The sequence below is a fragment of the Priestia sp. 10L35 genome (assembly GCF_056395685.1).
The window spans coordinates 302631-326654 of sequence record NZ_JBFTKA010000004.1 but is presented as its reverse complement, the minus strand read 5'-3'; the positions used below and the strand labels follow the sequence as shown (position 1 = coordinate 326654).

The 24024-nt window shown below is 39.9% G+C and carries 23 protein-coding genes and 2 riboswitches; of the genes, 19 read left to right on the top strand and 4 right to left on the bottom strand.

The genetic code is table 11. From position 1 onward, the window contains the following. The first annotated feature begins 47 nt into the window (after positions 1-47). From AC1DEF_RS17260 to AC1DEF_RS17220, 9 genes are all read left to right on the top strand, one after another. Positions 48-767, top strand: coding sequence for a FadR/GntR family transcriptional regulator (locus tag AC1DEF_RS17260; RefSeq protein WP_014461089.1), 720 nt, complete (start codon positions 48-50; stop codon positions 765-767). A gap of 138 nt (positions 768-905) precedes the next feature. Further along, positions 906-2426 carry a nicotinate phosphoribosyltransferase gene (locus AC1DEF_RS17255; RefSeq protein WP_318331097.1) on the top strand — a complete coding sequence of 507 codons (1521 nt, stop codon included), beginning with the start codon at positions 906-908 and terminating at the stop codon, positions 2424-2426. A 35-nt stretch (positions 2427-2461) separates the two neighbouring features. After that, positions 2462-3292: an ammonia-dependent NAD(+) synthetase gene (nadE, locus tag AC1DEF_RS17250; protein ID WP_013082209.1), complete on the top strand. Its 831-nt coding sequence runs from the start codon at positions 2462-2464 to the stop codon at positions 3290-3292. Between the two features lie 391 nt (positions 3293-3683). After that, on the top strand, positions 3684-4403 hold the full coding sequence (locus AC1DEF_RS17245) for a (Fe-S)-binding protein (protein WP_477727515.1): 720 nt from the start codon (positions 3684-3686) through the stop codon (positions 4401-4403). Between the two features lie 17 nt (positions 4404-4420). Further along, positions 4421-5860: a LutB/LldF family L-lactate oxidation iron-sulfur protein gene (locus tag AC1DEF_RS17240; protein ID WP_318331098.1), complete on the top strand. Its 1440-nt coding sequence runs from the start codon at positions 4421-4423 to the stop codon at positions 5858-5860. Then, complete coding sequence (locus tag AC1DEF_RS17235; RefSeq protein ID WP_318331133.1) at positions 5838-6551, top strand: LutC/YkgG family protein; 714 nt, start codon at positions 5838-5840, stop codon at positions 6549-6551. Before AC1DEF_RS17240 ends, AC1DEF_RS17235 begins: the two co-directional genes overlap by 23 nt. A gap of 122 nt (positions 6552-6673) precedes the next feature. After that, positions 6674-6922, top strand: a complete 249-nt coding sequence (locus AC1DEF_RS17230; RefSeq protein ID WP_477727457.1) for a hypothetical protein — start codon at positions 6674-6676, stop codon at positions 6920-6922. A gap of 124 nt (positions 6923-7046) precedes the next feature. Continuing rightward, a complete protein-coding gene (locus tag AC1DEF_RS17225; RefSeq protein WP_377569181.1) occupies positions 7047-9203 on the top strand; it encodes a PAS domain S-box protein in 2157 nt (718 codons plus the stop codon). 18 nt (positions 9204-9221) lie between these two features. Beyond that, the gene (locus AC1DEF_RS17220) at positions 9222-9725 is read left to right on the top strand and encodes a methylated-DNA--[protein]-cysteine S-methyltransferase (protein WP_097824028.1); all 504 of its coding nucleotides are present in this window, start codon (positions 9222-9224) and stop codon (positions 9723-9725) included. On the opposite strand, the gene AC1DEF_RS17215 is transcribed toward AC1DEF_RS17220, so the two are convergent. The 4 genes from AC1DEF_RS17215 to AC1DEF_RS17200 form a co-directional block, all read right to left on the bottom strand. Beyond that, complete coding sequence (locus AC1DEF_RS17215) at positions 9726-9890, bottom strand: hypothetical protein (protein WP_013082215.1); 165 nt, start codon at positions 9888-9890, stop codon at positions 9726-9728. A 134-nt stretch (positions 9891-10024) separates the two neighbouring features. Next, positions 10025-11083, bottom strand: coding sequence for an S-methyl-5-thioribose-1-phosphate isomerase (gene mtnA, locus AC1DEF_RS17210; RefSeq protein WP_043979675.1), 1059 nt, complete (start codon positions 11081-11083; stop codon positions 10025-10027). A 35-nt stretch (positions 11084-11118) separates the two neighbouring features. After that, positions 11119-12291, bottom strand: a complete 1173-nt coding sequence (gene mtnK, locus AC1DEF_RS17205; protein WP_097824027.1) for an S-methyl-5-thioribose kinase — start codon at positions 12289-12291, stop codon at positions 11119-11121. Positions 12292-12426: 135 nt separating this feature from the next. Continuing rightward, positions 12427-12577: riboswitch (SAM riboswitch) on the bottom strand. 91 nt (positions 12578-12668) lie between these two features. Continuing rightward, complete coding sequence (locus tag AC1DEF_RS17200; RefSeq protein ID WP_274155823.1) at positions 12669-13451, bottom strand: carbon-nitrogen family hydrolase; 783 nt, start codon at positions 13449-13451, stop codon at positions 12669-12671. A 112-nt stretch (positions 13452-13563) separates the two neighbouring features. On the opposite strand from AC1DEF_RS17200, the gene AC1DEF_RS17195 reads away from it, so the two are divergent. From AC1DEF_RS17195 to AC1DEF_RS17150, 10 genes are all read left to right on the top strand, one after another. Then, positions 13564-14736 carry a pyridoxal phosphate-dependent aminotransferase gene (locus tag AC1DEF_RS17195; RefSeq protein WP_274156236.1) on the top strand — a complete coding sequence of 391 codons (1173 nt, stop codon included), beginning with the start codon at positions 13564-13566 and terminating at the stop codon, positions 14734-14736. A 130-nt stretch (positions 14737-14866) separates the two neighbouring features. Continuing rightward, a riboswitch (SAM riboswitch) is annotated at positions 14867-14973 on the top strand. 80 nt (positions 14974-15053) lie between these two features. Further along, positions 15054-16298 (top strand): 2,3-diketo-5-methylthiopentyl-1-phosphate enolase, encoded by a 1245-nt coding sequence (gene mtnW, locus AC1DEF_RS17190; protein WP_477727456.1) that lies wholly within the window; start codon positions 15054-15056, stop codon positions 16296-16298. After that, on the top strand, positions 16295-16960 hold the full coding sequence (locus AC1DEF_RS17185; protein WP_028407890.1) for a 2-hydroxy-3-keto-5-methylthiopentenyl-1-phosphate phosphatase: 666 nt from the start codon (positions 16295-16297) through the stop codon (positions 16958-16960). Before mtnW ends, AC1DEF_RS17185 begins: the two co-directional genes overlap by 4 nt. Further along, positions 16957-17595 (top strand): methylthioribulose 1-phosphate dehydratase, encoded by a 639-nt coding sequence (locus tag AC1DEF_RS17180; protein WP_013082222.1) that lies wholly within the window; start codon positions 16957-16959, stop codon positions 17593-17595. The genes AC1DEF_RS17185 and AC1DEF_RS17180 overlap by 4 nt, the downstream gene beginning before the upstream one ends. A gap of 15 nt (positions 17596-17610) precedes the next feature. Beyond that, on the top strand, positions 17611-18126 hold the full coding sequence (locus AC1DEF_RS17175; protein WP_013082223.1) for a 1,2-dihydroxy-3-keto-5-methylthiopentene dioxygenase: 516 nt from the start codon (positions 17611-17613) through the stop codon (positions 18124-18126). 122 nt (positions 18127-18248) lie between these two features. Continuing rightward, complete coding sequence (locus tag AC1DEF_RS17170; RefSeq protein WP_097824024.1) at positions 18249-19325, top strand: sugar ABC transporter substrate-binding protein; 1077 nt, start codon at positions 18249-18251, stop codon at positions 19323-19325. A gap of 16 nt (positions 19326-19341) precedes the next feature. After that, on the top strand, positions 19342-20847 hold the full coding sequence (locus AC1DEF_RS17165) for a sugar ABC transporter ATP-binding protein (protein WP_097824023.1): 1506 nt from the start codon (positions 19342-19344) through the stop codon (positions 20845-20847). Beyond that, complete coding sequence (locus tag AC1DEF_RS17160) at positions 20844-21878, top strand: ABC transporter permease (RefSeq protein WP_025749439.1); 1035 nt, start codon at positions 20844-20846, stop codon at positions 21876-21878. The genes AC1DEF_RS17165 and AC1DEF_RS17160 overlap by 4 nt, the downstream gene beginning before the upstream one ends. 86 nt (positions 21879-21964) lie before the next feature. Further along, positions 21965-23305 (top strand): CoA-disulfide reductase, encoded by a 1341-nt coding sequence (locus AC1DEF_RS17155; protein WP_097824022.1) that lies wholly within the window; start codon positions 21965-21967, stop codon positions 23303-23305. A gap of 451 nt (positions 23306-23756) precedes the next feature. Beyond that, positions 23757-23996, top strand: coding sequence for an aspartyl-phosphate phosphatase Spo0E family protein (locus tag AC1DEF_RS17150; protein WP_016763388.1), 240 nt, complete (start codon positions 23757-23759; stop codon positions 23994-23996). The last annotated feature ends 28 nt before the right edge of the window (positions 23997-24024 follow it).

Here is a 24024-nt window from a genome sequence, read left to right as displayed (position 1 = left end):
CTCGGTTAATGTAAACCTTGGTGAACGAAAAAAATGAGGTGGAAAACGTGGAATATAAGCGAATTAAGCCAAAAAAAATATATGAAGAAGTAGCCGAAACGCTTCTTGAGAATATAAAAGAAGGCAGTTTAAAGCCTGGTGACCGTTTGGATTCAGTGCAGCAGCTCGCAGAAAACTTTCAGGTAGGGCGCTCAGCTATTCGTGAAGCTCTTAGCGCTTTGCGGGCGATGGGGCTGCTGGAGATGAAGCAAGGAGAAGGCACATTTGTACGCGAATTTAACTCTGATATGCTGTCTTTGCCTGTAACTAGCGCTGTATTAATGAATAAAAATGATATTGAACATTTGCTTGAAGTGAGAAAAGTATTAGAAATTGGGGCTGTTCGAGCGGCAGCTCAAAAGCGAACGGATGCGGATCTTAACCAGCTGTCCGATAGCCTGGAACAAATGAAAGGAGCGTTTGGCAATGAAGAGCTGGGAGAGAAAGCAGATTTTGCTTTTCATTTAGCCATTGCCAAAGCATCGCAAAACCCTCTTTTAGTGAAGCTTATGAATAACGTATCAGAAATGATGATTGAAACGATGAAAGAGACAAGACGCATCTGGCTTTATGCGGAAGAAAAAACAGCTGAACGGATTTATAAAGAGCATCAGCAAATTTATGAAGCTATTCTTTCTCAGCATGCAGAAGATGCTCAGCATTTTATGATGAGTCATCTTGATAATGTTGAACACGTGTTAATGAAATACATACCAGAAGAAAAATAATGCCATTTCAGGTAGAAAAGTGTGCACCAAATAACAGAAAAACTAAAATTCAAGCACCTTCCGATAATTTATGCTTGCTCTATTGTGAAAAGATTTACATAATAGAAACTAGGATTGTCAAATGGAGGGTTACAAAGTATGAAAAAGCAATATAGAGATGATAGTTTAGCTTTGCATACAGATTTATATGAACTGAATATGGCACATACGTATTTTAAAGACCATATTCATAAACGCCGTTCTGTATTCGAAGCTTACTTTCGTCGGATGCCGTTTGAAAGCGGTTATGCTGTGTTTGCCGGGCTAGAAAGAGTAATTGATTTTATTGCTAATTTTAGGTTTAGCGAAACGGACTTAGATTATTTATATGAAGAATTGCATTATGAAGCGGAGTTTATCGACTATTTAAAGCAAGTTCGCTTTAGCGGTAATGTTCGTTCGGTTGTAGAAGGCGAAATGATTTTTGCTAACGAACCGATGCTGCAAATTGACGCTCCTTTAGCGGAAGCGCAGCTTATTGAAACGCCGCTTTTAAATATTTTAAATTTCCACCCGCTGATTGCGACAAAAGCATCGCGTATTCGCCTAGCCGCGGGAGAAGATAATTTATATGAGCATACGGGTACGAATCAGCTTATGGAATTTGGCTCAAGAAGAGCACACGAGATGGACGCTGCATTTTACGGAGCGAGAGCTGCTTATATTGGAGGCTTTGATGCAACCAGTAATGTCAGAGCGGGGAAAGTATTTGGAATTCCTGTGTCCGGTACTCACGCTCATGCGCTTGTTCAAGTCTATCGTGATGAGTACAGCGCGTTTAAAAAGTATGCGGAATCACACCGTAACTGTATCTTTTTAGTAGATACATATAATACGTTAAAATCAGGTATTCCCAATGCTATTAAAGTAGCAAAAGAAATGGGAGATCGCATTAATTTTATCGGTATTCGATTAGATAGCGGAAGACTTCCATATCTTTCTCAAGAAGCAAGAAAAATGCTGGATGAAGCTGGCTATCATGATGTGAAAATTTTTGCTTCGAATGATCTCGATGAGTACAGCATTCTAGATTTGAAAGCGCAAGGTGCCAAAATTGATGGATGGGGAATTGGAACAAAACTCATGACATCTTTTGATCAGCCTGCGCTAGGAGCGGTGTACAAACTGGTTTCGATTGAAGATGATCATGGAAACATGGTGGATACGATTAAGCTGTCAGAAAATCCAGAGAAAATTTCCACTCCTGGTTTAAAAGAGGTATACCGAATTGTAAATCAAGTGAACCACAAATGGGAAGGTGATTATATTACGATGCAAGACGAAGTGCCGAATGAAGAGCAGCATTTAAAAATGTTTCATCCGATTCATACACACGTCAGCAAGTTTGTCACGAACTTTAACGCACGTAAAATTCACCAGCCAATCTTTGCGCAGGGAAAGCTTGTGTACGAGCAGCCTACCATTGAAGAAATGAGAGCCTACTGCTTACAAAACTTAAAGCATCTATGGGATGACTACAAAGTCATTACAAAATCGAACGAAGATGTATTTCGTCCTACAGAGTATCCGGTAGACTTGAGTACAAACTGCTGGGATAACAAAATGCAAAATATTGAAGAGACTAGAAGCAAGTTACTATCTGATACCGTACTTGTGTAGATTCCGTCAGCTAGTAATGAGAGGAGAGTTTTTTTATGAAAGAGCTACAAAAGCAAATTATTGAAGAAATGCACGTCCAAAAAGAAATTAATCCCGTGGAAGAAATTCGCCGCAGCGTTGATTTTCTGAAATCCTACATGAACAAATATCCTTTTTTACGTTCGTTTGTACTAGGTATTTCCGGCGGCCAAGATTCTACGTTAACGGGAAAGCTGGCGCAGCTAGCGGTTAATGAGTTGAACGAAGAGGCCGGAGAAGAGCGCTATCAGTTTATTGCTGTTCGTCTTCCATACGGTGTGCAAGCAGATGAAGCAGACTGTCAAGATGCACTTGCTTTTATTCAACCAACAAAATCTATTTCTATTAACGTAAAACCAGCAGTAGATGCGATGCTTTCTGCTGTTGAAGAAGCGGCAGATGATAAAGTTTCCGACTTCAACAAAGGAAATGTAAAAGCACGTGAACGAATGATTGCGCAATATACGGTAGCGGGCATGTACAGCGGAGTCGTACTCGGAACGGATCACTCTGCTGAAGCTGTTACAGGGTTTTATACAAAATTCGGTGATGGAGGAGCTGACTTAGTACCTATCTTCCGTCTGAACAAGCGACAAGGAAAACAAATGCTAAAAGAATTAGGCTGTCCTGAGCATCTATATATGAAAAAACCAACGGCTGATTTGGAAGAAGATCGTCCACAGCTTCCGGATGAAGAAGCGCTCGGCGTAACGTATGAGCAAATCGACGATTATTTAGAAGGCAAAGATGTAGGTGAACATGCAAGTAACGTCATTGAAGGTCACTTCTTAAAAACGCAGCATAAACGCCAATTACCAATCACAGTATTTGATGATTTTTGGAAATAAATAAGTAAGAAGCTAAGACAAAAGTAGTTTAGTTAAAGGAAGATCTGACCGGTGAAGATTCTTGATAGAGAATCTTCACCGGTCAGATTTTTTTAATGTTATGGCAAACGTAGGTTTCACATGTTTCGTTTCTTCTAGCAGTTGCCCGGAAATCAACCGCGCTCTAACAAGTAATCCAAATTAAATCATTTATCCGATTTGTTTGTCTTTAGATTGAAATGATTCAGTTATGTCTCGATTTCCTATTTTTTATGAAAAAAGATAGCAAACAAAGAAAGGTATTTTTGAAAAACTAGTGAAATTAGAAAAACATAGGAGTATAATAGCATTAAGTCATCTGATGACCTGTTAACTAAAAGAAGTAAAATGATCAGCTTGGAGGGAGCAAATGATGAAAGTATCTTTATTTGCGACATGTTTGATTGATATGTTTCAAACAAATGTAGGAAAAGCGACGGTAGAATTGTTAGAACGATTAGGATGCGAAGTGGATTTTCCAAAGAGCCAAGTTTGCTGCGGGCAGCCTGCGTATAACAGCGGTTACGTAAAAGAATCAAAAGAAGCGATGAAAAACATGATAAAAGCGTTTGAGCATGCAGAATACGTTGTATCTCCGTCTGGATCGTGCGTGACAATGTTCAAAGAGTATCCTCATCTTTTTGAAGGTGATGTTGCATGGCATGAACCTGCCGTGAAGCTTGCTGATAAAACGTATGAGCTAACGGATTTTATTGTAAATGTTTTAAAAGTTGAAGACGTGGGAGCCAGTTTAAATGGTAAAGCCACTTATCATTCTTCCTGTCATATGACGCGTTTGCTAAACGTAAAAAAAGAACCTTTTACACTATTAAACAATGTAAAGGGTCTTGAAATGGAAAACCTTGAAAACAGTCATAACTGCTGCGGATTCGGCGGGACGTTTTCGGTTAAAATGGGGCAAATCTCCGAACAAATGGTCGATGAAAAAGTGGGCTGTATAGCTAAGACAAACGCAGAGTACTTAATTGGAGCCGACTGCGGCTGTCTTATGAATATTGGAGGAAGAATTGAACGAAAAGGACAGCCCGTAAAAGTGATGCATATCGCTGAAGTGTTAAATAGCAGAATGTAAAGAAAGGAGAATACCAAATGTCTATGAAAATAGGAAACGATCAGTTTAAAAAACGTGTTGATGATGGAGTCAATAATGCGTTTATGCGCTTTGCGGTTTCAGGTGCTCAAGAGCGCTTAAGAAGCCGTAGATTAGATGCGGCAGAAGAGTTAGGAAACTGGGAAGAATGGCGAGCGCTTGGGGAAGAAATTCGTCAGCATACGCTTGAAAATTTAGATTACTATTTAGAACAGCTCACTGATAATGTGGCTAAACGCGGAGGCCACGTTTTTTTCGCTCAAACAGCTGAAGAAGCGAATGAGTACATAAAAAATGTAGCGAGGCAAAAACAGGCAAAGAAAGTGGTTAAATCCAAGTCAATGGTTACAGAAGAAATTCATATGAACGCTGCATTAGAAGAACTGGGCTGCGAAGTTATTGAAACGGACTTAGGAGAATATATTCTGCAAGTAGATGATCACGATCCGCCTTCTCATATCGTAGCTCCTGCACTTCATAAAAATAAAGAACAAATTAGAGATGTATTTCAGGAAAAGCTTTCTTATAAAAAAACAGAAAAACCTGAAGAACTAGCCCTTCATGCCCGGGAAATGCTGAGAAAAGAATTTTTATCAGCGGATATTGGCATCACGGGATGTAATTTTGCGATTGCAGAATCTGGATCTATTTCACTTGTTACCAATGAAGGAAATGCAAGGCTAACGACCGCCCTCCCTAAAACGCAGATTACGGTGATGGGAATGGAACGAATTGTGCCAACATTTGAAGAATTTGAAGTGTTGGTAAGCCTGTTAACTAGAAGTGCAGTAGGTCAGCGGCTTACAAGTTACGTAACGGCACTTACGGGACCTAGACTTCCAGGGGAAGTAGACGGACCGGAAGAATTTCACCTAGTGATTGTAGATAACGGACGATCTGCGATTTTAGGAACTGAGTTTCAATCTGTTTTACAGTGTATTCGCTGTGCGGCATGTGTGAATGTATGTCCCGTGTATCGCCATATTGGAGGACATTCATATGGATCTATTTATTCAGGTCCGATTGGAGCTGTATTATCTCCTTTGCTTGGAGGCTATGAAGATTACAAAGAGCTTCCATATGCCTCAACGCTATGCGCAGCCTGTACAGATGCCTGTCCGGTCAAAATTCCGCTGCATGAGCTATTGCACAAGCACCGTCAGCGAATTGTGGAAAAAGAAGGAAAAGCACCTATTTCGGAAAAGCTGGCGATGAAAGCATTTGGCTTGGGAGCAGCTTCTTCTTCTCTATATACAGTGGGCGCTAAAGTAGCACCGGCAGCTCTTACTCCTTTTATGTCAGGAAGCAGTATTTCCAAAGGGCCTGGTCCATTAAAAGCGTGGACGGAAAGCAGAGAGTTTCCAGCGCCTACAAAAGAGCGCTTACGAGATTGGTTTGATAAAAGGAGTGATAATGATGAACGGAAGCATTCAAAATAGAGACAGTTTTTTAGACAATATTGCTGCTAATCTTAAGAGAAGCAGGCGAACAAACGGCGTAGTAAGGCCACAATGGAAGCATGCTCCTCAGCATAAGGTTTACCGCAGCTATTCGCCGGATCAATTAAAGAAAGAGCTTGAAAACCATTGCGAACGTATTCATACTCGCTATGTAGAAACATCATCACAACACTTGCCAGCTGTCCTTGAGGAAGCCGTAGCGAACTATGGAAATGGTCTTGTGAGCACGTGGGATGATCCTAGGTTTTCCGAATATGGATTGAATCTGCTGATGGAGAAATGGGAAACAAGCAGTAGCCTTCATGTATGGAATTCTGCAAAAGGCGATGAGAATATTAAACTAGCTGAACAAGCAAATGTTGGCATTACCTTCAGTGATTTGACGCTAGCGGAATCCGGCACAGTTGTTTTGTTCAGCAGCGCTGAAAAAGGACGATCGGTCAGTTTGCTGCCCGCCACTTATATTGCAATCATTCCTCAAAGCTCAATTGTTCCTCGCATGACACAAGCCGCTGAAATGATTCATGAAAAAGTAGAGCGAGGAGAAACGATTGCTTCTTGCATTAACTTTATTACGGGACCGAGCAATTCAGCTGATATTGAAATGAATTTAGTCGTTGGTGTGCATGGACCTATTCAAGCCACTTATATTGTAGTGAATGATCGATGAGGCTGTGACAAACGCATTTTAGTCGAAGTGAAAAACGAACCGTGAATCAACATGTTTGATTCACGGTTCGTTTTCTTTGTTATGTTGAGCATAGGTTTTAGCTGTTTCATTCCTTCTAGCAGTTGATTGGAGGGCAAGGCGAAGACTCCTGCGGGAAAAGCGGAATAGATGAGACTCCGCAGGAGCGGAAGCGACGAGGAGGCTCACCGTCCGCCCGCGGAAAGCGGAGTCTTGCACGGAAATCAACTGCGGTGTCACAAGCGGTTCAGCTAGCTCATGCATCTCATTTGTTCGTCTTTAGATCGGATTCATTTTGTTATGTCTCAGCCTCTTTTATTCATGCTTCATTTTTAAATAGCGGGAGAATGTGAAGAAATGTCGCATTTTGAATAAACGTGGCTAATTTTAAAAAGGTAAAAAGCAAATCTTGTAGAATACTAAGTCTATAGATAAAAGGTGGGGAAATGGGAAGTGCAAAAGAAAGGAGCAATGAGCATGTCACCACACAGAGAATTAACATCTGAAGCTGAGCAAAAGCAGCAAGGTGAATTACAGCAGCTACGAGCTATTTTTAATGACGTATTAGATGCCATTGTCGTATTTGATGAGTATTTTCAAGTTATAAATGCAAATGAATCAGCCTGCGGGCTGTTTGAAAAAACAAAGGATGAGCTATTAACCTATCAAATGAAAGATTTTCTGATGTATTTTCCGTATGACATGATTGAAGCGTATTATCCAGCACTCTTAGAAGAAAGCTATTTCAAATATGAAGGCGCGATGACGCTTCGAAGCGGCATGATGAAACATGTTGAATTTACTTCACACAAACATAGTCACATGTCGGGCATTATTGTGTGTACATTTCGGGATATTACGCAGCACAAAATAATGGAAAATGAACGGTTTATTAGTCATCATATGTTTATGGATGTATTTAATGAAGCGGTAGACGGAATTGTCATTTTTGATCGCACGGGTCAGCTTATCGACGCGAACCCTTCATTTTGCGAAAGATTAAATTATACAAGAGCACAGCTTCTAACCAAAACATTAGAAGAGCTTGTAGAACCTACTTATCATTATAAGGTGAAAAAATTATGGAGAACTCTGCATCAAGAAGGAAAGACAAGCGGTGAGCTACCGATCAGGCTCGAAAATGGAGACGTTACTTTTTTTGAATTTACCACAACGGCTAATATATACAGTCAATACTATATGTCCATTATGAGAGACGTGACGGAAAAACGGCTGATGGAGCAGCAGCTGTTGAGAAGCGAAAAAAATTTCAGGGCTATTTTTGAAAATGCGATTGAAGCGATCTTGATTTGGAGAGATGATGGTGAAATCTTGAACGCTAATCTTGCTTCTTCGCGTACATTTGAGCTGCCGTTAAACAAATTAATTGGAAGCAATTTGTATACGTTTATCGATACAAAAAGCTTTAGTGCGTTAAAGGTGCTCCAAACGTTTCAAACAAAAGGAGAAATTCGTAATCAGCTTCCTTTTTACATGCCAAATGGAGAAATCAAGCAGTTGGAATTCACAGGGAAAAAAGGCATTATAGAAGGAGACCATTTAACGATTTTTCGAAACATCAGTGAACGTACAAAAATCGAACAGGAGCTTCGGAATAACGAAGAGAAATTCAGACAGATTTTTAATGGTTCGATCGATGGGTTAGTTTTATGGGACGGCAAGCGAAATATTATTGATGTAAATTCTTCTCTTTGTGATATTCTAGAACTCAGCAAAGAGGAGATTTGTGCGCACTCCATGGAGGATTTTATTTCTTCAGCGAATTTAGATGCGGTCATTGAGCATAAAGAAACGATTGAGCAAAAAGGGGAAGCAGAAGGAGAGATTACGTACGTTACGGGGAACGAAAAAGTTAAAAATATCGAATTTTCCACGAAAAAAGATATCTTGCCAGGTCTATATATGACGCTTTTAAGAGACGTAACGGAACGAAATCAAATGCAAGAGCAGATTCGAAAATCGGATACGCTTCAAGTAGTCGGCCAGTTAGCAGCTGGGATTGCGCATGAAATCCGCAACCCGATGACAGCTTTAAAAGGGTTTGTGCAGCTGTTAGAAAGCAGCATTCAAGAAGATCACTCTCTTTATTTTGATATTATTAAATCCGAATTAAAAAGAATTGAAACCATTATTACAGAGTTTCTCGTACTCGCTAAGCCACAGGCCGTAAAGTTTGAAAAGAAAAATCTAGCTGGGGTTGTTAAAGAAACGATTGATTTATTAAATGCTCAAGCGCTTTTAGAAAATATTCAGTTTGAACTAAGTGTGTCTCCTCAGCTGCCAATGGTATACTGCGAGCCGAACCAAATTAAGCAAGTACTAATAAATGTCATTAAAAATGCAATTGAAGTCACGTCAAACGGAGGAAGAATTATTGTTGAAGTTTACTCTACAGAGCCGCACTACGTGACGGTCTCCATTCGAGATCAAGGGGACGGAATGCCCGAAGAGCGCATCAAGCGCTTAGGAGAACCATTTTATACGACAAAAGAAAAAGGAACGGGACTCGGTTTGATGGTCTCATATAAAATTATCGAAGAACATAAAGGGCGAATTGAAGTGGAAAGCAAAATAGGAGAAGGCACAGCTTTTCATGTTATTCTTCCAGCTTAATTAGAAAGGATAAAAAATATGTACTACGGAGAAATGAATTTATTTTCTGATTTGAAAATTTATATTGTAGCCTCGGAAAAAGGGGTTCAACATATTTGGTTTGATAGCGATGATCATAACGAGCAGCTTAAAAAACTTGTCCATGACGAAAATTATCATCATGTGAAAGAAGCAAAGCGACAGCTGCAGGATTATGCTGAAGGGCGCACGTTAACATTTGATTTGCCTTTGGATATAAAAGGAACAGACTTCCAAAAAGAAGTATGGTTAACGCTTAAAGGTATACCTTATGGACAAACGTGGTCTTATAGTGATGTAGCGGAGTCTGTTCATCGCTCTAAAGCCGTAAGGGCTGTGGGACAAGCGAATCGTCGAAATCCACTGCCTATTATTTTACCTTGTCACCGTGTGATTGGAAAAAATGGAGCTTTAACAGGTTATGCTGGTTCCCAAACTCATATAAAAGAGAAACTATTAATGCTTGAAAGAAATGTAGCAAAAGGCGCTCTGGAGTTAAAATAACTATTCACCGTCCAATTTCCAGCCTTCTCCTTGCACAAAAACACCGTCAATTTGCTGAGGAGAAGGAAGGGAATTTAGTTCTTCATCTTTGGATAAATCGAATAGCTGATAGTGTTGCTTACGATTCAGCGCTTTGTTTTTATCCGTTTTTTGCTCTGAACTCATATTTACTCCCCCTTATTCAAAAAGAATCCCCTATAATATATGTAGAAAAAGAAGAGAGTACTGTTACAATTGTGTTACAAATGCAGGTGAAAACCAGTGCTCAACAAAAAAAAGCCGCATAGCAGCGGCTTTTTTTATTGAGCAGATTGCAGCAAAACTTTTTGAATGGATTCCAAAGACGGGGAATGGATAATTCCATGCTCTGTAATAATGGCCGTAATCAGTTCGCTTGGCGTCACATCAAAAGCTGGATTGTACACAGAGATTCCGTCTGGAGCAATTTGTGTATCTCCAATGTGCGTTACTTCTTTAGGTGAACGTTCTTCAATAGGGATGCTGCTGCCGTCTTGAATAGATAAATCAAATGTGGACTGCGGCGCTGCTACGTAAAATGGAATACCGAATGCTTTCGCTAAAAGAGCAAGTCCATATGTTCCAATTTTGTTAGCCGTATCGCCATTTGCTGCAATGCGGTCAGCACCTACAATAATCCCATTAATTCCTTTTGTTTTAATGGTATGAGCGGCCATATTATCCGTAATCAGCGTCACGTCCACTCCCGACTGCTGAAGTTCCCAGGCTGTTAAGCGAGAACCTTGAAGAACGGGTCTTGTTTCACAGGCAAATACTTCAAGCGGAATATCGCGCTGCTTAGACAAGTGAAAAGGTGCTAAGGCTGTTCCATAATAAGCTGTAGCAATTGAACCAGCATTACATATTGTCATGATTTTATCTTTCTTTTTAAATAAAGAAAGAGCATGATCTCCAATTCGGTAGCACGTTTCCTCATCTTCTACTTGAATTTGAATAGCTTCATGAACAACTTTTGTTTTAGCTTCATTAACGGACGAAGCGGATTCAGCGCTTTTCGCTACGCGCTCCAATGCCCAAAATAAATTGACGGCAGTAGGGCGTGAACTAGCTAAATACTGTTGATCAAGAGCTAGTTTTTTGTTAAATTCCTTGACTGAATCTGTGTCATAGCTAAGCGCAGAAAGAGCAAGACCAAAAGCCGCCGTAATGCCAATTGCAGGAGCTCCGCGTACTTTCAAGGTAGTGATAGCATCCCATACGTCTTTAATGGTTTGCAGCTTAATATATTCAACTTTGCCAGGAAGCTGCTGCTGATCTAATAAAGTAATATATGATTCATTCCATTCCACTGAGCGCGGAAGTGATAGTGTATTTGTCATGCTGATACCGATCCTTTCATTGTGTACATTATTCGTTATCGAAGTAAATGTTCAAATTCATTTGGTGAAACGTCTTGTTGGTGCAGAAGCAAATAGCGTCCAATTTTTAACGCAGTACGTTTAGCGTTAATTTTTCTTTCCTCTGAAGAAATTTCGTCTAAGTCCGCTACGTGAGCTAAGCCAATCGTACGTCGAATGATTTCACATCCTGCATATCCAACAGCATCTTGCCACATTTGCGTTAAAATTTCATGTAATAAGCGCTCATCTTTAGCGAAAGGTTCAGTGTTTTCAGAATGCCAAAGCGCAGTAAAGGTATCTTTGAATACGTTCCATGTGTTCGTAATGTGTGCAAATAACGGTTCGCGATTTGTTTCTCGAGAAAGAGCATTTAAAAATAAATTCGCAACAAATTGCCCTAAATCGAATCCAAACGGACCGTAAAAAGCAAACTCTGGATCAATCACTTTCGTTTCTTGACTGCTAGCAAAGATGCTGCCTGTATGTAAATCACCGTGGATTAGCGTTTGCGCATTTGTTAAAAATTTATATTTTAATTTTGCTGCTTGTAGCTTTACATCACCATCATTCCACAATTCTTCTACATCAGGACGCAGCGCTTTTTCAAATTCATTTGTATCAATATCAAAAAAAGGATCTGTAAAAACTAAATCTTCCGTAATATTGCATAAGTCGGGGTTGCTGTACTTAACAACTTCTTCTTTTTTATCCTGAGGTTTTAAGGCGAAATCAGACGTTTTGAACGCAATATGTCCTAAAAAAGAACCGATATGCTGTGAGAGCAGAGGATAACTTTCACCTTGAATAAGTCCGGCGCGAGAAATCGTTAAATGAGACAGGTCTTCCATGACCGTAACAGCAAGCGTTTCATCGTGGTAATAAACAGCGGGCACAAGTTCTGGCGTAAATGCACCGAATTGCTTGAGCGCATTGCTTTCAATTGTGGCACGGTTCAAGGATAGAGGCCAGCTTTCGCCTACAACTTTTGCATAGGGAAGCGCTTGTTTGACGATGATGGATTTATTTGTTTGATCATTTATGATGTGAAAGACGAGATTTAAGTTGCCGTCACCAATTTCACGGGCAGTCAGTGCTTCTGTGGCATCAAAAAGACCTAGCTTTTTCACAAGTTTGATTGCTGAAATTTCTGTTAAAGGGTGATATTTCTCTGTTTTTGTTGTTGACATCGGAATCCCTCCATAGTTTATTAAACTGATTTGTTTACTAAGTTAATAGGTTTAAGAATATATGGAGGCTTTTATAATTTTAGAAAATATAAAAGCCTCTTTCGTTGGAAAGAGGCTTGATTGTAGTGTTCAAACCTCTTATCTGCCAGAAAAAATTACTTTCTGTTGGAATTAGCACCGTGCCTTTGTAAAACATGTTTTACGGGTGTGATCCATCTTAGGATGGAATGACGGTCGGTTGCTGGGCTTCACAGGGCCAAATCCCTCAGCCAACTCTTGATAAGAGTACGATTACTTATTCAATTTTGATTTGTTTGAATATTTTATGATATCTGGTGAAAATCGTATCATGCAAAAAAACGGCTGTCAATACATAATTAATAAAATTCTGTACGGCGATCTGTAAAGACGGGAATTTGTTTACGAATTTCTTTTACAAGTTCCAGGTTAACGTCAGCACTTAAAAGTTCTTCGCTATCGCCAGCTTCAGCGATTATTTCTCCCCACGGATCGATGACTAAGGAATGTCCGGCAAATGTGTTATTAGGATCTTGGCCTACACGATTACATGCGATTACATAGCATTGATTTTCGATTGCACGGCTAATGAGCAGGGCTTTCCAGTGGGCAAGTCTTGGAGCCGGCCACTGAGCGACAACAAACAAGACTTCTGCTCCGCTGCTAGTATGAACCCGTATCCATTCTGGGAAACGAATATCGTAACAAATAACTCCTGCGCACAGTGACTGTTCAAGTGTAAAAAGATTTTTTGCTGTTCCTGCTTCTAAATACAGGTGTTCATCCATTAATTTAAATAAGTGCAGTTTACTGTATTGTGATACTTCACGACCTTTTCGGTCAAAAATATACATCGTATTCGTGACGCCTTGCTCTGTTTTTTTCGCGATTGAACCTGCCACAATATTTATTTCGTTTGTTTTAGCAAATTGAGAGATTAATTGCTTGGCTTGCTGTCCTTCATCATCTGCAATTTCGTCTAGCCGCGTCAAATCATAAGCTGTATCCCATAGCTCAGGAAGCACAAGGATATCAGGGTTTTCTTTCAGGGCTTCCGTCATTTTTTGTTCGATATATTTTCGGTTTTTAGTTGGGTTTCCAAACGCAATATCAAGCTGCAAACACGTAATTTTTACACTCACTTTATCATCCGTCCTTTTTTTAGTAGTTGAAAAAAATGACTTTACAAGTTGAGTATTACAATATATTATTTGTGACTAGAATTTCAAGAATTTTTTGAGAAGGTGTGCGATGATGAAACAATTTGAGCAATCGGAACTATTAAAAAGTTTACCAAAACAATTTTTTGCATCACTTGTAGGCAAGGTAGGAAAAGTAATGGCCCAAGGTCACGACGTTATTAACTTAGGGCAGGGAAATCCTGATCAGCCTACTCCTTCACATATTGTAGAAACACTGCAAAAAGCAAGTGCTAATCCTATGCATCATAAATATTCTCCGTTTCGGGGGCACCAGTTTTTAAAAGAGGCCGTTGCGACTTTTTATAAACGAGAATATGGCGTTGATGTGGATCCTGAAAAAGAAGTAGCTATTTTGTTTGGCGGGAAAGGTGGACTTGTAGAAATCCCGCAGTGCTTATTAAACCCTGGAGATACGGTGCTGGTTCCGGATCCTGGGTATCCTGATTACTGGTCTGGAGTAGAGCTTGCAAAAGCCAAGATGGAAGTGATGCCGCTCACGGCTGAAAATCATTTTCTACCCGTATACGAAGAGATAAGTGAACGTGCTAAAGAACAGGCAAAGCTCATGTTTTTAAACTATCCGAATAATCCTACTGGTGCAGTGGCAACGGCAGAATTTTTTGAAGACACCGTGGCGTTTGCTGCCAAGCACGATATTTGTGTGGTACACGACTTTGCTTACGGAGCAATTGGATTTGATGGTAAAAAGCCAATCAGCTTTTTACAGACTCCTGGTGCAAAAGAGACGGGAATTGAAATTTATACTCTTTCTAAAACGTATAACATGGCGGGATGGCGAGTTGGATTTGCTGTAGGAAATGAAAGTGTTGTAGAAGCTATTAATCTTCTTCAAGATCATATGTATGTCAGTCTATTTGGGGCGGTTCAAGAGGCAGCCGCCGCAGCTCTGGTGGAATCTCAACAATGTGTGAATGATTTAGTTAAGCGCTATGAATCTAGACGCAATACCTTTATTCAAGGGCTTCGAGAAATTGGTTGGGATGTTACATCTCCAGCAGGCTCCTTTTTTGCATGGCTAAAAGTTCCTGAAGGATATACTTCCGAACAGTTTTCAGATTTACTTCTTGAAAAAGCCCACGTTGTAGTGGCGCCTGGTGTAGGCTTTGGAACATATGGTGAAGGCTATGTGCGCGTAGGAATGCTGACGGATGAAGAGCGCATGAGAGAAGCAGTATCTCGAATAAAAAAATTAAATTTATTTTAAAAACGCATTGACAATCCTTTTTGAGTTGGCTTAATATGTAAGAAGTTAACGAGATTAATAACCGATAAATCCTAGCGGTATTTTGTATTTAGTATATAATCTACGAATTTAAATTAAATAAATAGCAACTTTCTTATTAAGAGTAGGTGGAGGGACTAGCCCGATGAAGCCCGGCAACCGACTTAACGCATGTTAAGCACGGTGCTAATTCTTGCAGCAGCAGCTGAGAGATAAGAAGAGCAACGAAAGCCTCTTCTTAATCACAGAAGAGGTTTTTTTTATTAACGATATTAAACAGCAAGGGAGTTTTTAGCATAATGAGCGAAATCGTTGCAAGCTACTTACTACATGATAATAAAGGGAATTTTCATAAAAAAGCGGAAGGAATCGCTTTAGGACTAACCGTCGGCTCATGGACAGATCTGCCGCTTTTAGATCAACAGCAGCTTCAAAAGCATAAAGGGCGCGTCGTGTCCGTAACTGAGCTTCAAGATTGCGAACGTGTAAACGGATATTTAGGCGGAGAAATTAAGCAGGCTATTGTCAAAATTGCTTATCCAACTGCCAACTTTTCAAGAGATTTACCGGCTATTTTAGTTACGGTTTTCGGAAAACTATCACTTGATGGAAAAGTGAAATTATTAGACTTGAATTTTCCTGATGAATTATTAGCTGAATTCCCAGGACCGCGCTTTGGAATAGAAGGTATCCGAGAGAAACTAGGCGTTTATGACCGTCCGCTTGTGATGAGTATTTTTAAAGGCGTGATTGGAAGAGGTATGACGTACTTAACAACTCAGCTGCGTGAGCAAGCGCTTGGCGGAGTGGATTTGGTTAAAGACGACGAGATTTTGTTTGATAGTGAACGAACACCTTTTGAAGCTCGCGTTACAGAAGGGAAAAAAGTACTGAATGAAGTATACGAAAAAACGGGACACCGCACGCTGTATGCTGTTAATTTAACGGGACGAACGTTTGAGTTAAAAGAAAAAGCGAGAAAAGCAGCTGAGCTAGGAGCCGATGCTCTTTTATTCAACGTATTTGCTTACGGGTTAGACGTACTGCAGGCACTTCGAGAAGACGATGAAATTAACTTGCCGATTATGGCACACCCAGCTGTTAGCGGAGCGCTTACGCCATCAGAGTTTTACGGTTTTTCAAATTCATTGCTGCTTGGAAAGCTATTGCGTTTAGCCGGAGCAGATTTCTCACTGTTTCCATCACCATACGGAAGCGTAGCGCTTTCTCTTGAAGATACGACAGGCATTGCCTACGAATTAACGCGTCCTGTATACAAATATAAGCAGTCTTTCCCGGTTCCTTCAGCAGGAATTCATCCTGGAATGGTACCGCAGCTTGTGAAGGACTTTGGAATCGACAGCATTATTAATGCAGGAGGCGGAGTTCACGGTCATCCAGACGGAGCTATCGGAGGAGGAAAAGCCTTCCGTGCGGCGATAGATGCAGTACTCTCTCATCAAACACTAGCCGAAAAAGCTGAAGAATCAAAAGAGTTGCAAAAAGCTTTGCAACTATGGGGAACAGTAGAGGTGAAAGCATGACATCGTTAAAAATCTTTTGTGACTTTGATGGAACAATTACAAATAGCGATAACATTATTGCTATTATGAAACAATTTGCTCCTCCGGAGTGGGAAAGTATTAAAGACGACGTGTTGGCACAGCGCGTCTCCATTCAAGAAGGAGTTGGGCAAATGTTTGCCTTGCTCCCAGTGGAATTAAAAGAAGATATTATTTCTTATATTTTAGAGACGTCTGCTATTCGAGATGGATTTGATGATTTTATTGCCTATACAAAAGAACACCATATTCCGCTTTATATTGTAAGCGGAGGAATTGACTTTTTTGTAAAACCACTTTTGGGAAATCGAGTTGCAGAGGAAATGCTCTACTGCAACGGATCTGATTTTTCCGGTGAGCATATTTCCATTACGTGGCCTCATACATGTGATAAACAGTGTACAAATGACTGCGGCTGCTGTAAGCCAACGATTATTCGCCATCTTGCAGATGAAAGAGATCATACGGTTGTTATTGGCGATTCCATTACGGATTTGCAGGCTGCCAAATTAGCTGATACGGTCATTGCACGTGACTTTTTAATTGAAAAATGTGAAGAGCTATCTCTACCGTATCGTCCTTTTTCTACTTTTTATGATGTCATTCACCATTTACAAGAATTAACAGAAGAGGTGAAAGCATGAGTATTATGGCTCAGCAACGATTACACGAGCTTGCAGATATAAAAGATGAGCTGGCAGAGCGCGATTGGTTCTTCGGTACGAGCGGAAACTTAGCGATTAAAGTGGATCAAAACCCGACAACTTTCTTTGTATCAGCAAGTGGAAAAGATAAAAGAAAACGCACAAATGAAGATTTTTTATTAGTTGATCAATATGGAAAGCCTGCAGAAGACACGCATTTAAAGCCTTCTGCTGAAACGCTTTTACACGTTAAGATTTACGATTTAACGAATGCTGGGTGCAGTCTTCATGTACATACAATCGACAACAACGTGATCTCTGAACTGTACGGAGATGAAGGCGTTATTTCATTCAAAGGTCAAGAAATTATTAAGGCGCTAGGCATTTGGGAAGAAGATGCGGAAATTACTGTTCCGATTATTCCGAATTACGCAGATATTCCGACACTAGCAGAAGAGTTTTCTCACCATATAAAAGGCGATCAAGGCGCGATTTTGATTCGTAATCACGGGATTACGGTATGGGGGAAAAATGCATTTGAAACAAAAAAAGCGCTAGAAGCCTATGAATTTCTATTTAGTTACCACGTCAAATTACTGTCACTTAAAGGCATTAAGCCAAAGGTGCATTTATAAAAGGAGGAAACAAAAATGGCGCACATTCGCTTACATGTAAACAATAAAAGAATTGAAACTCAAGAGGAAGTATCAGCTTTTCTGGCAAACAATGAAGTTATTTATGAAAACTGGGATATTACAAAACTTCCAGAAAATCTTCGTGAAAAATATGATTTAACTGATGAAGAAAAAACAGAAATTTTAAACGCTTTTGGTGAGGATATTAAAGATATTTCGGAACGCCGCGGCTATAAAGCTCAAGATGTTATCTCGTTATCGGAATCTACACCAAATATTGATGAATTGTTAAAAAACTTTCAGCGCAAGCATATTCATACAGATGACGAAGTTCGCTTTATTGTAAGCGGTCATGGAATCTTTGTTATTCAAGGAAAAGACGGCGAATTTTTTGATGTTGAATTAGAGCCGGGCGATTTAATTTCAGTACCAGAGAACATTCTTCATTACTTTACACTAATGGAAGATCGTAAAGTAGTCGCTGTCCGAATTTTCGTGACAACTGAAGGATGGGTACCTATTTACGCATAACAATTACTTGTAAAGCATAGGTCATTTTCACCCCGCTTTTACATCTAAAAGCGGGGTATTCTTTGGATTATTATAAAACTAACTATTTTTATATGAATAATAAGTTTAATGGGAGGAACACCATGAAAAAGAGTAAAAAAATGCTGTGGCCACTTACTTTGCTCGTGCTTCTAATCTTTGCACTGGCTGCCTGCACGAAAGAACAGCCAAGTCTAAACGAGAAAGCACAGGCAGCTCCAGCGCAGCAAGCGGCTTCTGCTAAGCCTGTACAGCAAGAAGGAAAAAAGGTTACGAAAGATACAAAAATTGCGCTTATTTCTGAATTTACGTCAGGCACTCACGCTGCTCAGTACATAACAGGTGTGACAAAAGCGGCTAAAAAAGCAGGGGTACAGCTATCCGTTTCTGATTCAAACAATGATCAATCCAAAATGGCTGCTTATTTAGACACGGCTATTAACCAAAATGTTGACGGTATTATGATTGACCACGGCCGGGCTGAAACCCTTGAACCTGGCGTGAAGCGCGCGATTGCAAAAGGAATTCCCGTTATTGCAACAGACGTAGAATTAAAAGTAGAAGGCGTTACAACAATTGACCAAGACGATTATATGCTTGCGCTGCAGGGTCTGAAACAAATGATGCAGGACATTAATGGAAAAGGAAACATTGTATATGCATTTGTTGGAGGGTTTGCGCCGATGGAAAAGCGCGACAGCATTTATAAAATTATGATGAATCGCTATCCAGATGTAAAACAAATTGCTACGTTTGGAAGCGCAACGGACAACACCTCATTAGACACACAAAATAAAATGGCAGCTGTGTTGAAGCAGTATCCAAATAAAGGAGACATCGCGGCCGTTTGGGCACCTTGGGACGAATTTGCAAAAGGAGTAACAAGAGCGATTAAAGAAGCAGGACGAGACGAGATTAAAGTGTACGGAGTAGACTTATCTGATGAAGATCTACAAATGATGCAGGCAAAAAACAGCCCGTGGAAAGCGTCAGCTGCCGTAAATCCAGCTTCAGTAGGAGAAAAGCAAGTTGATCTGCTTCTTAAAAAGATTTCCGGTCAAGAGATCCCTCGTTATTATTCCTTTGATCCGGTTTTAGTCAAACAAACAGACTTGCCTAATCAAACGATTAATATGGATCAGCTTAGTCAGTATGTAGAAGAATGGGGTAAAAAAGAATAGAAGTGGAGGGACAGATATGACGAACGAGCTTTCAATGAAGAACATAACAAAAAACTTTGGTTCTTTTCAAGCGCTGAACAAAGTTGATTTTACTGTTCGAAAAGGGGAAATCCATGCTTTATTGGGAGCCAATGGTGCCGGTAAAAGTACGCTGATGAAAATATTGTGCGGAGCTTACGACGAGTACGAAGGAAAAATCTGCAAAGACGGAGAAGAAATCTCCATTTCTTCTCCTAAAGAAGCTAAGCGCCAGGGCATCGGCATTGTGCATCAAGAAGTAGATGTAGCGCTGATTCCTTCGCTGTCAGTGGCTGAAAACATTGTGTTAGACGTGCAGACTTCTAATAAAAGTAAGACATTTGTAAACTGGAAATCTATTTATAAGAAAGCGGAAAAAGCTCTTTCTTTACTTGGCTCTTCTCTATCCGTTAAAAAAAATGTCGTTGACCTAACTCTATCAGAAAAACAGCAGGTGCTTATTGCACGTGCAATTGTACAGAATGTTGATTATTTAATTTTGGATGAACCAACCGCACCTCTTAGTGTGGAAGAGACGAAACAATTGTTTTCTGTGATGAGAGAGTTAAAGAAAAGCGGAGTAGGCATTATTTACATTTCACATCGCCTTCAAGAAGTGGTTGATATTTGCGACCGCTTAACGGTTTTAAAGGACGGACGCTATGTAGCTACAAAAGAAACTGCACATACATCAATTGAAGACGTGATTACGCTCATGTTAGGAACGTCTTCTGTAAAGCAGTGGATCAAAAAATCAGTAGAATTTGGAAACGAACTTTTACATGTAGAAGCATTATCTCTTCCAGGGCGCCTTTCTAATATCTCTTTTCATGTGAAAGAAGGAGAAGTAGTCGGTATTGCAGGGCTTGTCGGAGCGGGAAAAACGGAGCTTTGCCGAAGTCTATTTGGTTTAGAGCAATATGTGAGCGGCAGCGTGCGGTTAAAAGACAAGAAACTAAAGTTGAATAAACAGCCTTATTATTATATTGCACAAGGTCTTTCTCTTGTTCCTGAAGAACGAAGAAAAGAAGGGATTTTTGTTCATGAATCGATTGCCGATAACTTAGTTTTGCCAAGTCTGTCCCGCTTTACAAAGTATTCGTTTTTAAAGCGAGGAAAGATCAAAGAAAAAGCGCAGAAAACGACTGGGCAAGTTGGCGTAAAGTCTCATTCTATCGAGCAGTCAGTTGGAACGTTAAGCGGTGGAAATCAGCAGAAAGTAGCAATCGGAAAATGGCTTGTTACGGACTCTGACGTGCTGTTGTTTGATGAACCAACTAAAGGGGTTGATGTAGGCTCCAAGCGAGAAATATTTGATTTAATTACAAATCTTGTGTCGCAGCAAAAAGGGGTTGTTTATGCAACCTGTGAATTTGAGGAGCTGCTAGGGGTAGCGGATCGAATTTATGTTATGTACAACGGAAAAATCGTGAAAGAATTATCCAAAGAAGAAGCAACTAGTGAAAAATTATTTTATTATACAGCAGGAGGAGTAAAAGGATGAGTGCGGAGTATGTAACAGAACCTGTAGCGAAACCAAAGAGAAAAATAAGTGTTTTCGACTTTTTTTATAAATATGGGACAGTCTTAATGATTTTTGTTATTATGATTATCTTCTCCATTGCCACACCTAACTTTTTAACAGGAGAAAACATTAGTGATATCCTGCGCTCTATTTCCATTGTTACTTTAATAGCGCTTGGTGTAACGATATCGTTAACCGTCAACGGACTCGATTTATCTGTAGGGTCTACGGCGGGGTTAGCCACTATTTTATCAGCCTCTATGCTTGTTTTACACAGACAAGAAATTGCAGTCGCTATCATTGTTCCGATTATTGCATCGCTTCTTATCGGGTTAGTAAATGCTTTTTTAGTAGTGAAAGTAAAGATTCCTGATATTTTAGCAACTCTTTCAATGATGTTCATCGTACAGGGGATTTTATTAACGTATACAAAAGGCTCAGCTATTTATACCAATATGCCTTTACCAAGCGGAGACAGAGCTCCGGGAATTTTTATTCCATCTTTCCTTGCACTGGGGCAAGGTCATTTACTAGGTATTCCTGTCCCGGTTATCATTATGCTGCTGACTGTGCTGCTTGTTCATATCGTTTTTTCCTATACGAAGTTTGGGCGTTTTTTCTACGTAACAGGAGGGAACATAGAAGCAGCAAGACTTTCGGGTGTCCCGGTTAATCGTTACCGTATGTATGCCTATATGTTTTCAGGTTTGCTTGCTGGAATTGGAGGAGTCGTTTTAGCTGCCCGTATTGGAGTAGGAGAAGTGAACGCCGGCTCACCATTTTTAATGGATGCCGTAGCTGCTACATACATTGGCTTTTCCGTATTTGGAGCAGGGAAACCGAATGTATTCGGGACGCTGATTGGTTCTATTTTAATTGGTGTGCTGTTAAATGGGTTAACGATGCTAAATGTTCCGTATTATATGCAAGACATTATTAAAGGAGCTGTATTAGCAGGAGCCTTGGCTTTAACGTATTACCGCTCAAAACAAACATCTACGGCTGTGTAAACAGCCGTTTTTTTTCGTTTGAAATCGGGAAGAATAAGGAAAAACAATAGTATAGCCTATTATTTATGTAGAAAGAGGGAGTATAGATGAAACGTGTCGTCATTATAGGAGGAGTAGCCGCCGGAATGAGCGCAGCTTCACAGCTTCGTCGGATGAAAGAAAAAGAAGAAGTGGAAATCCTTGTGTTTGAAAAAGGTGGAGATATCTCTTACAGCGCATGTGGCATGCCTTACTATCTGTCAGGTGTTGTAAAAGAAAAAGATGATTTGGTTGCTCGGACGAAACAAGAGTTTGAAGAGCGAAACATCTCCGTCCATCTTTTTCACGAAGTAAAAGAAGTAAATCATACAAAAAAATACATAGTAGTGCAAAATGTAAAGACGCAAACGGAAAAAGAGGTAACATATGATGAACTCATCATTGCAACTGGAACAACAGCTGTTAAACCCAATTTTATGAGTGATAACATGCCGAATGTATGCACATTAAAATCATTAGCAGACAGCGAAAGAATCTATACATATCTACAAGCTCACTCCGTAGAGAAAGTCACCATTATCGGCGGAGGATATGTCGGAATGGAAGTAGCTGAAGCAATGAAGGCTTTGGGAAAAGAAGTACGGGTTATTGAACAGGGAAAGCAGATTCTATCTATTTTAGATCAAGAAATGGCAGAGCATTTGCAAAAGCAGCTAGATGACGATATTTTATTTCATTTCGAAGAAGAAGTGGAAGCATTGTTGCATTCAGATGGTTCCGTCACTCACGTTCAAACAAACCGCCAAACGTATCAAACAGATTTAGTGATTGTAAATGTAGGAGTTCGTCCGAATACGCAATTCTTAGAAAGAAACGGACTAAGGATGCTTGAAAATGGAGCTATTTTAGTAAACGAGAAGTTGGAAACCAACGTGCCTCATATCTACGCAGCAGGAGATTGTGCAACGAGCTATCACCGCGTATTAAAAAAAGATGTTCATATTGCTCTTGGAACCATTGCCAATAAGCAAGGAAGGGTTCTTGGTTACCGATTAGGGGGAGAAAAGCGAGAATTTCCGGGTGTTGTAGGTACAAGTATTGTCAAAGTGATGGACTATGAAATTGGAAAAACCGGCATTTCAGAAAGAGAAGCAAGAGAAAATTCTCTTTTATACAAAGCCATCACAGCAGAGGCTCCGAGTCATGCTTCTTACTATCCAGGAGCTGAAAAGATTGTGATAAAACTTGTTTATCATCCTGAAACAAAAGAGATTTTGGGGGTTCAAATGATTGGGAAAGAAGGAGTAGCAAAACGAATCGATGTATTTGCGACAGCTATTACTTGCCGCCTGACAACAGATGAAATAACCATGCTAGATCTTTCGTATGCCCCTCCTTTTGCTACGGTATGGGATGCTGTACAAATTGCTGCTCAGAAAGCTGAATAGAAAAAGATATAGAGACAAAAGTATGTTAGCTGAAGGAAGATCCGAACAAAGTGATTCTTGATTAAGAATCAACTTCGTTCGGATTTTTTTATGGTGAGGGCGAACGCAGGCTTCATATATTTAGCTGCTTCTAGCTGTTGACTCGAGGGCAAGGCGAAAATTCCTGCGGGACAAGCGGTTCGGCTCATGTATCCTATTTGTTCGTTTTTAGATTGTATTGATTTCGTTATGTTTCAATCTTTTTTCGATTCGACAAGCAGCATCTTTTGTCGAAAAACAAGTTGTAAAAAAAAGATAAATGGTATTCCTATAGTAATGTAAGCGCTTGTAAATTCCGACAAAATAATTTTTTTGCAAAAAAAATGTCTATTATTGCGACTCTATTTACATATTTAGTAGAATTTGTAATAATGCGTTATAAGCTAATTTCTTTGTCATAGGAGAGGATTTTGTGTTTGGAGTGAGAAATAGAACGAAATCAGAGAGATTATTAGTAGAAATCGTCCAAAAAAGACAAAAGATGGTGCAGCTCGGAGAAGAAAAAGGTTTGACTAATGAAGAAACCGTTACCTGTAGTCAAGAGCTTGATCAGCTCTTACTCGTTTATCAAAAGAAGCGTTTAAAAGAAGAGGAAGAAAAGACATCGTTTGCCACACTGATTAGCCGCTTTTTATCTTTTTCAAAGCTGTAATACAGGACAAGCATTCGGGATCGGGCAG

Bases quoted from the DNA above. Each gene is read 5' to 3' on its own strand.
- AC1DEF_RS17240 (WP_318331098.1), top strand. From the start codon at position 4,421: ATGTCTATGAAAATAGGAAACGATCAGTTTAAAAAACGTGTTGATGAT.
- AC1DEF_RS17170 (WP_097824024.1), top strand. From the start codon at position 18,249: ATGAAAAAGAGTAAAAAAATGCTGTGGCCACTTACTTTGCTCGTGCTT.
- AC1DEF_RS17160 (WP_025749439.1), top strand. From the start codon at position 20,844: ATGAGTGCGGAGTATGTAACAGAACCTGTAGCGAAACCAAAGAGAAAA.
- AC1DEF_RS17180 (WP_013082222.1), top strand. From the start codon at position 16,957: ATGAGTATTATGGCTCAGCAACGATTACACGAGCTTGCAGATATAAAA.
- AC1DEF_RS17255 (WP_318331097.1), top strand. From the start codon at position 906: ATGAAAAAGCAATATAGAGATGATAGTTTAGCTTTGCATACAGATTTA.
- nadE (WP_013082209.1), top strand. From the start codon at position 2,462: ATGAAAGAGCTACAAAAGCAAATTATTGAAGAAATGCACGTCCAAAAA.
- AC1DEF_RS17185 (WP_028407890.1), top strand. From the start codon at position 16,295: ATGACATCGTTAAAAATCTTTTGTGACTTTGATGGAACAATTACAAAT.
- AC1DEF_RS17195 (WP_274156236.1), top strand. From the start codon at position 13,564: ATGAAACAATTTGAGCAATCGGAACTATTAAAAAGTTTACCAAAACAA.
- AC1DEF_RS17245 (WP_477727515.1), top strand. From the start codon at position 3,684: ATGAAAGTATCTTTATTTGCGACATGTTTGATTGATATGTTTCAAACA.
- AC1DEF_RS17215 (WP_013082215.1), bottom strand. From the start codon at position 9,890: ATGAGTTCAGAGCAAAAAACGGATAAAAACAAAGCGCTGAATCGTAAG.
- AC1DEF_RS17235 (WP_318331133.1), top strand. From the start codon at position 5,838: ATGAACGGAAGCATTCAAAATAGAGACAGTTTTTTAGACAATATTGCT.
- AC1DEF_RS17175 (WP_013082223.1), top strand. From the start codon at position 17,611: ATGGCGCACATTCGCTTACATGTAAACAATAAAAGAATTGAAACTCAA.
- AC1DEF_RS17220 (WP_097824028.1), top strand. From the start codon at position 9,222: ATGTACTACGGAGAAATGAATTTATTTTCTGATTTGAAAATTTATATT.
- AC1DEF_RS17155 (WP_097824022.1), top strand. From the start codon at position 21,965: ATGAAACGTGTCGTCATTATAGGAGGAGTAGCCGCCGGAATGAGCGCA.
- AC1DEF_RS17225 (WP_377569181.1), top strand. From the start codon at position 7,047: ATGTCACCACACAGAGAATTAACATCTGAAGCTGAGCAAAAGCAGCAA.
- AC1DEF_RS17165 (WP_097824023.1), top strand. From the start codon at position 19,342: ATGACGAACGAGCTTTCAATGAAGAACATAACAAAAAACTTTGGTTCT.
- mtnA (WP_043979675.1), bottom strand. From the start codon at position 11,083: ATGACAAATACACTATCACTTCCGCGCTCAGTGGAATGGAATGAATCA.
- mtnW (WP_477727456.1), top strand. From the start codon at position 15,054: ATGAGCGAAATCGTTGCAAGCTACTTACTACATGATAATAAAGGGAAT.
- mtnK (WP_097824027.1), bottom strand. From the start codon at position 12,291: ATGTCAACAACAAAAACAGAGAAATATCACCCTTTAACAGAAATTTCA.